The sequence below is a fragment of the Caulobacter segnis genome (assembly GCF_029543125.1).
Lineage (GTDB): Bacteria > Pseudomonadota > Alphaproteobacteria > Caulobacterales > Caulobacteraceae > Caulobacter > Caulobacter segnis_D.
Genome location: NZ_JARQWW010000001.1, coordinates 921,144 through 933,549 on the forward strand (window position 1 = coordinate 921,144; position 12,406 = coordinate 933,549).

The 12,406-nt window shown below is 68.3% G+C and carries 9 protein-coding genes; 4 read left to right on the forward strand and 5 right to left on the reverse strand.

Features of this window, described 5'->3' with window-relative positions; all coding sequences use genetic code 11:
- Positions 1-11 precede the first annotated feature (11 nt).
- Entirely contained in the window at positions 12-3,623 is a 3,612-nt protein-coding gene (putA, locus tag P7B02_RS04455; protein WP_277785101.1) for a trifunctional transcriptional regulator/proline dehydrogenase/L-glutamate gamma-semialdehyde dehydrogenase, read from the reverse strand.
- Positions 3,624-3,748: 125 nt separating this feature from the next.
- Between putA and P7B02_RS04460 the strand changes: the two genes are divergently transcribed.
- Complete coding sequence (locus P7B02_RS04460) at positions 3,749-4,192, forward strand: Lrp/AsnC family transcriptional regulator (protein WP_277785102.1); 444 nt, start codon at positions 3,749-3,751, stop codon at positions 4,190-4,192.
- A gap of 110 nt (positions 4,193-4,302) precedes the next feature.
- Here the strand turns inward: P7B02_RS04460 and P7B02_RS04465 are convergent, their stop codons facing one another.
- The 4 genes from P7B02_RS04465 to P7B02_RS04480 all read right to left on the reverse strand — a co-directional run bounded on the left by P7B02_RS04465 (position 4,303) and on the right by P7B02_RS04480 (position 8,113).
- Positions 4,303-5,475: an OmpA family protein gene (locus P7B02_RS04465; RefSeq protein ID WP_277785103.1), complete on the reverse strand. Its 1,173-nt coding sequence runs from the start codon at positions 5,473-5,475 to the stop codon at positions 4,303-4,305.
- Between the two features lie 49 nt (positions 5,476-5,524).
- The gene (locus P7B02_RS04470) at positions 5,525-5,902 is read right to left on the reverse strand and encodes a hypothetical protein (protein ID WP_277785104.1); all 378 of its coding nucleotides are present in this window, start codon (positions 5,900-5,902) and stop codon (positions 5,525-5,527) included.
- Between the two features lie 135 nt (positions 5,903-6,037).
- Positions 6,038-7,828, reverse strand: a complete 1,791-nt coding sequence (locus P7B02_RS04475; protein WP_277785105.1) for a cation:proton antiporter — start codon at positions 7,826-7,828, stop codon at positions 6,038-6,040.
- 27 nt (positions 7,829-7,855) lie between these two features.
- A complete protein-coding gene (locus P7B02_RS04480) occupies positions 7,856-8,113 on the reverse strand; it encodes a helix-turn-helix domain-containing protein (protein ID WP_277785106.1) in 258 nt (85 codons plus the stop codon).
- A 76-nt stretch (positions 8,114-8,189) separates the two neighbouring features.
- On the opposite strand from P7B02_RS04480, the gene ybaL reads away from it, so the two are divergent.
- The 3 genes from ybaL to P7B02_RS04495 all read left to right on the forward strand — a co-directional run bounded on the left by ybaL (position 8,190) and on the right by P7B02_RS04495 (position 12,373).
- Positions 8,190-9,830 carry a YbaL family putative K(+) efflux transporter gene (gene ybaL / locus P7B02_RS04485; protein ID WP_277785107.1) on the forward strand — a complete coding sequence of 547 codons (1,641 nt, stop codon included), beginning with the start codon at positions 8,190-8,192 and terminating at the stop codon, positions 9,828-9,830.
- Between the two features lie 32 nt (positions 9,831-9,862).
- A complete protein-coding gene (locus P7B02_RS04490; protein WP_277785108.1) occupies positions 9,863-10,240 on the forward strand; it encodes a DUF2946 domain-containing protein in 378 nt (125 codons plus the stop codon).
- A gap of 69 nt (positions 10,241-10,309) precedes the next feature.
- On the forward strand, positions 10,310-12,373 hold the full coding sequence (locus P7B02_RS04495) for a TonB-dependent receptor family protein (protein WP_277785109.1): 2,064 nt from the start codon (positions 10,310-10,312) through the stop codon (positions 12,371-12,373).
- Positions 12,374-12,406 lie beyond the last annotated feature (33 nt).

Here is a 12,406-nt window from a genome sequence, read left to right on the forward strand (position 1 = left end):
CCATCAATACCTTAGCCCAGGGCCATCAGACTGGCGTTGCCGCCGGCCGCCGTGGTGTTGATCGAGGTCGAAACCTCCTCCAGCAGCCAGTCCAGATCATAGGCCCGGCCCTCACGGCACGTCGCCGACGACGCCGCGTGAACCGACACGATGGCGCCGGGACGATCAGCCATGGCCCGGACGGCGGCCGTGACCACCTCGCCCTCGCCTTCGACCAGCACCCCGGCGAGCGGGCCGCCGGCCTTGGCCGTCAGTTGCGCCGCGACGGCGTTCGGCAGATCGCCGGGCAACGCCATGCCTTCGACCTCGCCCACGCAACCCGCCGCCAGCACGGCGGCGATCTGCTGGTAGAGCCCGCGCTCGGTCTGCGGCCGCAGTTGAATGAGGCCTCGAGGATGCAGGGCATAGAGATTGCGCTCGCCGACCGGCCCCGGCAGCTCGACGACCTGACCGAGCATGGACCGCGCGCCGTAGTCCTTCGCCTGCTGCGCCGCGTCTTGTTCGCCCTTGGCCTCGAGCCAGCCCAGGAACGCCTGCAAGGCCGCATCGGGAGAAGCCACGGGAGCGACATCCGAACGGGGAGCAGCCTGGACCAGACGGCCAAGATAGAGCGGGCCGCCGGCCTTGGGTCCGGTCCCGGACAGACCGCGCCCGCCAAACGGCTGCACCCCGACGATCGCGCCGATGACGTTGCGGTTGACGTAGAGGTTGCCGGCTTTGATGCGGTCCGTGACGTGGTCGATCATGGTGTCGAGCCGCGTGTGGACGCCGAACGTCAGGCCATAGCCCGTGGCGTTGATCGCATCGATAAGCGCGTCAAGGTCGGCGCGCTTGAAGCGGATGACGTGCAGGACGGGCCCGAACACCTCCCGCTCCAGATCGGCGATGCTGTCTAGCTCGATGATCGTCGGGGCGACGAACGTGCCGTGCGCCGCTTCGGCCGGCAGGTCCAGTTGCTCGACCTTGCGCCCCTTGGCGCGCATGGCCTCGATATGGCGCTCGATATTGGCCTTCGCCTCGGCGGTGATGACCGGCCCGGTGTCCACCGACAGACAGTCGGTCGACCCGATCCGCAGTTCGGCGAGCGCACCCTTCAGCATCTTCAGCGTGCGGTCGGCCACGTCGTCCTGCAGGCACAGCACGCGCAGCGCCGAACAACGCTGACCGGCGCTGTCGAAGGCCGAAGCGATCACGTCCGCCACCACCTGTTCGGCCAGGGCCGAAGAGTCGACGATCATGGCGTTCTGGCCGCCGGTTTCGGCGATCAGCGGGATGGGCTTGCCGGCCGCCGAGAGACGCGAAGCCAGCTGCTTCTGGATCAGACGGGCGACTTCAGTGGATCCGGTGAACATCACCGCCGCGGTCTGCGGAGCGCCGACCAGGGCCGCGCCCACATCGCCGGCGCCGCAGACCAGCTGCAGGGCGTCCTTGGGGACACCAGCGTCATGCATCAGGCGCACGGCCTCGGCGGCGATCAGCGGGGTCTCCTCGGCCGGCTTGGCCAGCACCGGGTTGCCGGCCACGAGCGCGGCAGCCACCTGACCGGCGAAGATCGCCAGCGGGAAGTTCCAGGGGCTGATGCAGACCACCGGCCCCAGCGGAGCCTGGGACGGACCGAAAGTCCGACGGGCGCGCTCGGCGTAGTAGCGGAGGAAGTCGATCGCTTCGCGCACCTCAGCGATGGCGTTGGGCGTCGACTTGCCCGCCTCGCGCACGAGAACGCCAAGCAGAATAGGCATGCGCGCCTGCATGGCGTCGGCGGCGCGCTCGAGGATCGCCGCCCGCTCTTCGACCGAAGTCGCGCTCCAGCGCGATTGCGCCGCGCGCGCCACGGCCTGGACCGCCTGATCGGCGGAGACTTCGCGCACCGTGCCGACCACATCGCGGTGATCGGCGGGATTGAGGACGGGGCGCGCCTCGCCGGCGTCGCCGGCCGTCCAGTCCATCCGCGCGCTTTCCAGCAGCGCCCGGGCCAGATCGGCCAGGGTGTCTTCGTTGCTCAGATCCAGCCCGGCCGAATTGCGACGGTCGGGATACAGCCCGGCCGGCGCGGCGATCTGGTCGTGACCGGCGCCCGGACGCGCCTCCGCCCGGACCTGGCTGACCGGATCAACGGTCAGTTCGTCGATCGAGACGCTCGGATCGCCGATGCGGTTCACGAAGGAGGAGTTGGCGCCGTTCTCCAGAAGACGGCGCACCAGATAGGCCAGAAGCGTCTCGTGCGTCCCCACCGGGGCGTAGATCCGGCACGGCCGCGCCAAGCCGTCAGCGCTGACGACGTCCTCGTAGAGGTTCTCGCCCATGCCATGCAGGCACTGGAACTCGAAGCGGCCGATCTCAAACTCGGGACCGGCGAGCTGATAGATCGTGGCCACGGTCTGGGCGTTGTGCGTCGCGAACTGCGGGAACACCGCGTCGGTCGCCGCCAAGAGCTTGCGGGCGCAGGCGATGTAGGCGACGTCGGTGTGGACCTTGCGGGTATAGACCGGGAAATCCTCCAGTCCGTCCACCTGGGCGCGCTTGATCTCCGCGTCCCAGTAGGCGCCCTTCACGAGCCGCACCATGATCCGGCGGCCGGCGCGGCGCGCCAGCTCGATGATCCAGTCGATGACGAACGGGCAGCGCTTGCCATAGGCCTGGACCACGAAGCCCAGGCCATTCCAGTCGGCGAGCGCCGGGTCGAGCGCCAGGCTCTCCAGCAGGTCGAGCGACAGCTCAAGACGGTCGGCCTCCTCGGCGTCGATGTTGAAGCCGATGCCGTAGGACTTGGCCGTGGCCGCCAGGGAGCTCACCTTGGGCAGCAGCTCGCCCATCACCCGATCGGCCTGGGCGCGCGAATAACGCGGGTGCAGGGCCGACAGCTTGATGGAGATGCCGGGGCCTTCATAGACGCCGCGCCCCTGCGACGCCTTGCCGATGGCGTGGATGGCGTTCTCATAGTCACGGAAGTAACGGGCGGCGTCCTGCGCCGTCGTGGCCGCCTCGCCCAGCATGTCGTAGCTGTAGGTGAAGCCCTTGGCCTCCATGACGCGCGAACGCTTGAGCGCTTCGTTGATCGTCTCGCCGGTGACGAACTGCTCGCCCATCATCCGCATGGCCAGGTCGACCGCGCGACGGATCACCGGCTCGCCCGTGCGGGCGATAAGGCGCGTCAGAGCGGCGGCCAGGCCGCTGTCATTGACGCTGTCCAGCAGCTTGCCGGTGACCACCAAGCCCCAGGTAGCGGCGTTGACGAACATCGAGCGGCCGCCGCCCAGATGCGATTTCCAATCACCGTCGGCGATCTTGTCGCGAATCAGCGCGTCGCGGGTGGCGTCATCGGGAATCCGAAGCAGGGCCTCGGCCAGGCACATCAGGGCGACGCCCTCCTGGCTCGACAGGGAGAACTCCTGAACCAGGCCCTCCACGCCGCCGCCGGTCCGCTTCTCGCGCAGAGCGCCGATCAGCTTGGCCGCCGTGGATCGGATGGCGGCCTGGGTGTCGGCCGGCAAGGTCGCCGCCTCCAGCAGCGGCGCGAGGCATTCCGGCTCCGAACGCCGATAGGCGGCGGTGATGGCGCGGCGGGACGGGGACGGCTGGCGCACGGGCGGCGCGAAGCTGGCGAAGGGGCTCGGCGTGTTCATACGGGAAATCTAACTCCAGGCCGAACGGCGTTTCGCCCGCAGATGAGATCAGATTGAGATTTTTTGACTTTTCTTGTGCCTCTTGATAGCCGTTTCGTATGGCAAACGGCGCTCAAGAAGTCGATTTGGACGAGTTCGATCGCAAGATCCTCGCCAATCTCCGCCGCGATGGCCGAATGACGTTCACGGAGTTGGCCACCCGGGTCGGCCTGTCAAAGACCCCCTGTCAGCAACGCGTAAAACGCTTGGTGGACAGCGGCGTGATCGTCGGCTTCCGCGCCATCGTGGATCCGGCCCGGGTCGGCCTGGATCACGTGGCCTTCACCGAGGTGAAGCTGTCCGACACGCGCGAACAGGCGCTGAAGGACTTCAACCGCGCGGTCCGGCAAATCCCCGAGGTGGAGGAGTGCCACATGATCGCCAGCAGTTTCGACTATCTTCTGAAGGTCCGCACGCCCGACATCCGGCGGTATCGGACGGTTCTGGGCGAGAAGATCTCGACCCTTCCCCATGTGGCCAGCACATCGACCTTCGTGGCCATGGAGACGGTGCGCGAGTCCGCGGGCTGACCACGCCTCGGGGCGGATAGCGCTCTCGACCCGGTCAACACCCCAAAAGCAAAGAGCCCGGCCTTTCGGCCGGGCTCCCGCTAGATCTGCCTTGCGGCGTTTGGATCCGATCAGAAGTTGATCGAGATCGTCGAACGACGGTTCAGCGGTTCCTTCACACCGTCGCCGGTGGCGACGGCCGGAGCCGTTTCGCCCTTCCAGTCGACGGACAGGGTGGACTGACCCACGCCCAGGCCCACCAGGGCGTCGGCGACGGCCTTACCACGACGCTCCGACAGGCGGGCGTTGTAGGCGTCCGAACCCGAGGTGTCGGTGTGACCGACAACCACGACCTTCGTCGCATTGCCCGAGGTCGCGTACTGAGCGGCCTCTTGGACCACCGTCTGAGCTTCCGGCGTCAGGACGTACTGATCGAACGGGAAGTAGACGATGAACTCCTTGGCTTCCGGAGCAGCCGGCGGAGGCGGCGGCGGCGGAGGCGGCGGAGGCGGCGGGGGCGGCGGCGGGGGCGGCGGGGGCGGAGGCGGCGGCGGCGGCGGCGAAGCGAACGAATAGCGCAGGCCGATGGTCACCGACTGGTCTTCATACTCGCCCGAGAAGGTGCCCGGAGCCGGAACGCCCGACGAGGTCGAGGCGAAGTCCACGTCCGAACCGCCCAGGTAGCGGTAGGTCAGGTCGACGTTGAGCTTTTCCGTGGCGGCCCACGACACGCCCGCGATGCCTTGGTAGGCGAAGGTCACGTCGTCGTCGTCGATCGTCAGGGTGGTGCCCGGAGCGGTGTTGAACTGGCCGGTGACGTTCACGTCGACGCGGTTCACACCGATGCCGGCGCCCACGAACACGTTGAAAGCCGAATCCGGGAAGAAGTCGTAGAGGACGTTCCCCATCAGGGTCCAGCTGTCGATGTCGCCATCCGGAGCCGGGCAGGCGTAGCCGGTGGTGCCGCCGACGCCGACCGAGCACAGCGCGATCGGTTGCGGACGGTCAGCGCGGCCGCGGATCGTGTCGATGCCGCCGGTGCGGTAGCCGCCTTCCAGTTCCACGCGCCAGTTCGGAGCCACGCGATAGCCGAGGCGGGCGAAGCCGGCCCAATCGGGATCGGTGTCGAAGTCGTAGCGGTAAGGCGCGCCGTCAGCCATGTTGGCGCTGCCGTCCGCACGGAGCGGCTTCTGCCAGTGATAGCCGAGATCAACGGCGCCGTACCAACCCGGTTCGGCCGCCGAAGCGCCCGTCGCGGCGACGACCGCGGCGAAAGCGGCTCCCGCCAGGAGTTTCAATTTCATTTCAAGAGCCCTCTCTTGCCCACTGCTCCAGCTGGAACAGCTGGACTTGTTATATCAGCGCGGTCAGGTCGCGAAAGTGTCGGCGAAGCAACACCTTTTCGTTTTCCCTGCCCGCGAGCACACGCCAGGACGATACACAATAATCAGCGCCTCGCTCGACCGCGATCTTTCGCGGACCTTTGGAGCGAACGAAGCGCCCAGACCTCTCCGCCGCGCCTGGCGTGCGGCGGGGAAGCCTGAAAACCTGCGAATCTGCGCCGAGCGTCGGTCGATAATCGCCGAGTCCCTGAACGTCAGAGCCGCCATTATTGGAAAATTCGACAAAGGGACGCAGGGACCACGCGTCGCGGCCGCCCGTCGCGGCGACGCCGCGGACGATGCTGTCGTCACGCCCCGAACGGGCGAAATGACCCTGCGCTTGAACCATAGTGCTCCCAGGCCCTGCGTACTGCAGAGCGCCCCTTACGACCGGCGAAATGCCCGTCACGCGCAATGGTTCCGATTGTTTGTCCGCAAATCGACATTTTTCTTCCGCCGACCCGACGGGAGAAGCGCCGTTGAATCAGCGGCGGGCCTTCTGGCGATAGCCCCTCGTGCGTCCGCCGAGGGCTTCGGGATGGTTCAGCTCCTTGCGGAACTCGTCGCGCCGCTCGTGGATCGAGGCGATGACCAGGCCCATGGGCACGCCGATGTCGACCAGCACGGTCTCCGACAGCTGCAGACTGGCCTCGATGGTTTCCGGCACCGCGTCGGTGACCCCCAGCTCGTAGAGCCGCGCCGCATGGCGGGCGTCCTTGGCGCGGGCGACGATGGGCAGGTCCGGGCGCAGATCGCGCGCCGCGCCCACCACGGCTTCCGTCCCGTCGGGATTGTCCATGGTCACCACAAGGGCCCGCGCATGGTCCAGGCCGCAGCGGCGCAGGAAATCCGGCCGCGAGGCGTCACCGAAATAGACCTTGCCCGTCGTCCGGCGCCCCGCCTCCACCAGGCGCGGGTCGCGGTCTGCCGCGATCCAGGCGATGTCGTGGCGAGTGAGCATCTCGCCGACCAGGCGGCCGACGCGGCCATAGCCGACCACCAGAACCGACGGCGCCTCTTCCGGGTCCGGCACGCCGGCGGACGGGGGAGAGGGGATCGACGCCTTCTCACTGCGCGGGACGGCCGCGACCTTGCTCGCCAGGGCGGCGAGCGCAGGGATCGAGAACATGGACAGGGTTGACGCCACGAGGATCAGCTGGCCCGCGCCCTGGGCGACAATGCCTTCCTGCATGGCGGAGCCCAGGATGACGAAGGCGAACTCGCCGCCGCCCGCCAGCAGCAGCGCCGCCTCGGCCGCGGCCTCCCAGCTCAGCTTGAAGATCCGGCCCAGAACGAAGACGACGCTGGCGTTCAGAGCTATCATGCCCAGCGCCATGCCGATGATGGGACCCGGGCTTTGAGCCAGAAGCGACAGGTCCAGGCCGATGCCGATGGACACGAAGAACAGGCCGAGCAGCAGGCCCTTGAAGGGCTCGATCTTCACCTCGACTTCGTGACGGTATTCGGTCTCGGCCAGCAGCAGGCCGGCGACGAAGGCGCCCAAGGCCATGGACAGGCCGGCCAGGGCGCTGATCAATCCAGCGCCGATGACGATCAACAGCGACGCGGCCATGAACATCTCGTCGCTCTTGGCCTTGGCCACCGACCGCATCATCGGGCGCAGCAGCACGCGGCCCGCCAGGACGATGGCGCCGACGCCGATCACCGCCGGAGCAGCGGCCAGCAGCATGGCCGGCGACAGCGCCTCGCCCCGCCCGCCCATGATCGCGATGGTGATCAGGATCGGCGCCACGGCCAGATCCTGGAACAGCAGCACCGAGAAGGTCGCCCGGCCCGCCGGGCTATGCTGGCGCTTCTGCTCCGCCAGGATGGGCATGACGATGGCCGTGGACGACAGGGCCAGGGCCGCGCCGATGGCGCAGGCGGCCGCCACCGGCTGCCCCAGCAGCCAGGCCGCCGAGGCGATCACCAGAATGCAGAAGCTGACCTGAAGGCCGCCCAGGCCGAACACCAGCCGCCGCATCAGGCGCAGGCGCTCCCAGGAGAGCTCCAGACCGATCATGAACAGCAGGAAGACGACGCCGAACTCGGCCAACTGGGCCACGTCGGCCGGATTGCCGATGGTGAAGTAGGACAGCCACGGCGCCTTCTCCCCAAGCGACCCGAGGCCGAACGGCCCCAGAACCACGCCGGCGAACAGGAAGCCCAGAATGGGATTGAGCCGCCAACGCCGGAACAGGGGAACGACCACCCCCGCCGTCGCCAGGAACAGCACCAGATCCTTGTAGTTCTCCGCCGCGACCCCGTGGTCCAATGTCAGCCCGCTCCTAGACTTTGAAAACTATCCGACCAGCCGCACGCCCGGCCCGGCGCTTTCGCCCACCGGTTCGCCCGGCCCGATCAGCATGACGCCGCCGTCGCGCAAAGCCGCCATCAGCAGACGCTCGGTTCCGCCGTGCAGCTCATGGCGCCCGGTCTCGAAATCGCGCACTGTGCTGCGCGAGACTCCGGCCCGGCTCGCCAGATCCTCTTGGGACCAGTCGAGAAGGCCGCGCGCCGCGCGGCACTGGGACGGACACAGTATTTTCGTATGAGGCATGGTAGCCAATCCGGGTGAAGTCACCCATATTGGGCGAGTATCACCCTCACAGGATCATATCGTCAAGGAGACAGGCTTGCCGCATCACGTGCCGCTGATCGCCACCATCGTCGCCGGCCTCGTGCTGGCCTTCATCTTTGGCGCGATCGCCAATCGTCTGCGACTGCCCGTGCTTGTAGGATATCTCCTCGCCGGCGTGGCGGTGGGTCCGTTCACCCCCGGCTACGTGGCCGACCAGCCCCTGGCCAATCAGCTGGCCGAGATCGGCGTGATCCTGCTGATGTTCGGGGTCGGTCTGCACTTCTCGCTCAAGGACCTCATGGCGGTGCGCAAGATCGCCATTCCCGGCGCCGTCGCCCAGATCCTGGCCGCGACGCTCATGGGCATGGGGATGGCGACTCTTCTGGGCTGGCCGATCGGCGGCGGCGTGGTCTTCGGCCTGGCCCTGTCGGTGGCCTCCACCGTCGTTCTGCTGCGCGCCCTTCAGGAGCGCCGCCTCATCGAGACCGAACGCGGCCGCATCGCCGTGGGCTGGCTGATCGTCGAGGACCTGGCCATGGTCCTGGCCCTGGTGCTGATCCCGGCGGTGACGCAGGCCCTGAGCAGCGACAACGGCGGCGGCCTGGTCGGCATGGCCGGCGCCCTGGGCATGACGCTCGGCAAGGTGGCGGCCTTCATCGCCCTGATGCTGATCGTCGGCCGCAGGGTCATCCCATGGGTCCTGCACTGGACCGCGCATACGGGCTCGCGCGAACTGTTCCGCCTGGCGGTGCTCGCCATCGCCCTGGGCGTCGCCTTCGGGTCGGCTGAGCTGTTCGGCGTATCCTTCGCGCTCGGCGCCTTCTTCGCCGGCATGATCATGAGCGAGTCCGAGCTCAGCCAGCAGGCGGCCAACGAGACCCTGCCCCTGCGCGACGCCTTCGCGGTGCTGTTCTTCGTCTCCATCGGCATGCTGTTCAACCCGATGATCCTGATCCAGCACCCGCTGCCGGTGCTGGCCACACTGGCGATCATCGTGGTGGGCAAGTCCATCGCCGCCTACCTGATCGTGCGCGCGTTCAGGCACGCCACCGGCACGGCCCTGACCATCTCCGCCTCCCTGGCGCAGATCGGCGAATTCTCCTTCATCCTGGCGGCGCTCGGCACGGACCTGAAGCTTCTGCCCCCGGAAGGCCGTGACCTGATCCTGGCGGGCGCCATCCTGTCGATCCTGGTCAACCCGATCCTTTTCCGACTGGTCGACCGCCAAACCCAGAAGTCGCTCAAGCCGACGCTGGCGGCGGAAGAGGTCGCGCCCTCCAAGCCCGCCTCCTGCGTGGTGCTGGTCGGCTACGGCCGCGTGGGCAAGGCTGTGGCCGAAGGCTTCAAGGGCGCCGGCCTGGTGGTGGTCGAGACCGAGAACGAGCGCCTGGATGAACTTCGCGCCCAGGACATCAAGGTGGTCGAAGGCAACGCCGTGAAGCCGGAGATTCTGGCCGAGGCCGGTCTGGAGAACGCCACCCATCTGCTGGTGGCCGTGCCCAACGCCTTTGAGGCGGCGACCATCGTGGAGCAGGCCCGACGCATCAATCCGAAGGTGCGGATCATCGCCCGGGCCCATTCGGACGCCGAGGTGGAGCTTCTGGCGGCCAAGGGCGCCGACAACACCATCATGGGCGAGCGGGAGATCGCGCTCGGCATGCTGGCTCTCACCAAGGCCAAGCCGCGGCCGGCTTGACCCGAAGGCAGGGCGGCTTTAGGGGCGACGTCATGCAGGTCGCGCGGGGACATCGACGCACGGGAGGCTGGCTGCTGTGGCTGGCGGTCCTGTCCATGCTGCTGCCCGGCTTCAGCGTCGGCGCCGCCGCCGCGACCCGCGACGAGACCCTGATCCAGATCTGCTCGGCCGACGGCGCGATGACCATCATCGTCGATCAGGCCGGCCAACCGGCCAAGAGCGGCTTCGCCGGCCTGCCCTGTCAGGACTGCCTGGCCGTCGCCCTGGCCGTGGTGGAGACCCCACCCGTCGCCGTCGCCCCTGTCCGCTATGCGGTCTCCATCCCCATGGCGACGGCCGAACGCCAACACGAACGCCCGCGCGCCCGCGCGCCGCCACGGCCGCCCAGCCAGGCGCCGCCCCTCAGCTGACCGACATCGCCTGATCGACGCGCGCGGCCCGCCGTGCGCGACCGCCTGTCGTTTTAGCTGGATCCTTTCATGTCTATGCACTTGCGCAGCGCCCTCATGCTGGGCGCCGCCATGGCCGCCATGCCGGCCCTCTCCCTCGCCGCCCCGATGACCACCGGGGCCGAACCCACCGTCGACTCGGTGATCGTCACCGCCGCCCCCAACCCCGAAGACCCCGCCGTAGTCTCGGCGGCGCGCAAGCGCCTGTCCGAAACCCCCGGCGCGGTGTCTGTCATCTCCGCCGAGTCCTACGCCAACCGCTTCGCCCTGGCCCTGGACGACGTGCTTCGCGACGCCCCCGGGGTCTATGCCCAGCGCAAGTGGGGCGGCGACATCCGCATCTCCATCCGAGGTTCGGGCATCGGCAACGCCAACCACAACCGCGGGCTCCTGCTCGCCCAGGACGGCGTGCCGCTGAATGAGGCCGACGGCTATGGCGACAGCCAGATCGCCGACCCGCTGCTGGCCCGCTACACCGAGGTCTATCGCGGCGGCAACGCCCTGCGCTTTGGCGGCGCCCTGCTCGGCGGCGCGGTGAACATGGTCACGCCCACCGGCAAGAACGCCGGGTTCGAAAACCGCGTCCGCATCGACGGCGGCTCCTTCGGCTATCTGCGGCAGAACCTCGCCGTCGCACGCCATTTCGGTGACTGGGACGTCTACGCCGCCGCCACCAACCAGCGCAGCCAGGGCTGGCGCAGCCAGAGCCAGCAGAACATCCAGTTCGGCGCCCTGAACATCGGCCGCAGCTTCGGCGAGGACCGGGAAATCCGGCTGATCATCAACGGCTCCAGCATCAAGCAGGAGATCCCCGGCGCCCTGACCCGCGCCCAGTTCGACGCCGATCCGCGCCAGGTGGCGGCCGGGAACTACGCCAACGACCAGGGCCGCGATCAGCGCGGCGTGCGCACGTCCCTGCGGACCACCTGGCGGCTGTCCGACAGCACGGTCTTCGAAGGCGCGGTCTATGGCGTGTGGAAGGATCTGGACCACCCGATCTTCCAGGTCATCGACCAGGAAAGCCGCAATTGGGGCGCCTTCGGCCGACTCGACTGGGACGGCCGTCTGGGCGGCCTGCGGGCTGACGGCTACGCCGGCGCCTGGCTGCGCACGGGCGATCTCGACTCCAACTTCTACGTCAATGTGAAGGGCGCCCGGGGCGCGCCGACCTCGCGCAGCCTGCAGAACGCCGACGCGATCGACCTGTTCGCGGAGGGCCGCCTGTTCGTCGCCGATCGCCTCGCCGTGGTCGGCGGCGCCACCTGGGGCTCGGCCAAGCGGGACTACCGCAGCTTCGCGGTCCCCGGGCAGCCGGCCACTTTCAATCTGGAGGCCTCGAAGGAATACGACTGGCTGGCGCCGCGCATCGGGCTCTTGTGGGAGAACGAGGGCGGCGAGCAGGTCTTCGGCAACCTCACCCGCTCGGTGGAGCCGCCGAACTTCAGCTCCATGTCGCCCACCAATGTGGGCTTCGCTCCGGTTGAGGCCCAGAAGGCCTGGACGGCCGAAATTGGCACGCGCGGCCGGCGCGGCCCCCTGACCTGGGACCTCACCTTCTACCGCGCCTGGCTGGATGGTGAGCTGTTGCAGTACACGCAAGGACAGAACGGCGTCCCCGCCTCCACCTTCAACGCCGACGAAACCGTCCACCAGGGCATCGAGGCCGCGCTGGACTGGCAAGCGACTTCGCGCATCCGCCTGCGCCAGACCTGGACCTGGTCCGACTTCCGCTTCAAGGGCGACGTGCAGTACGGCGACAACCGCCTGCCCATCGTGCCCGAACACTTCTACCGCGCCGAGCTGCGATACCAGGACCCGCGCGGCTGGTTCCTGGCTCCGTCGGTGGAATGGTCGGCCTCGGAGCAATGGGTGGACTTCAAGAACACCACCAAGGCCCCGTCCTACGCCATCCTCAACCTTGGGGCCGGCTGGGCGGTCAACGACAAGGTCGCGATCTTCATGGACGCCCGCAACCTGACGGACGAGGACTATGTCTCGAACGTTCAGGCCCAGATCACCGCCGCCGCCGCCAGCGCCGCCTACTGGCCCGGCGACGGCCGCTCCGTGTTCGGCGGCGTGACGGTGAGCTTCTAGATGCAGCACCCCCCTTTTCCGCTTGTGGACGCC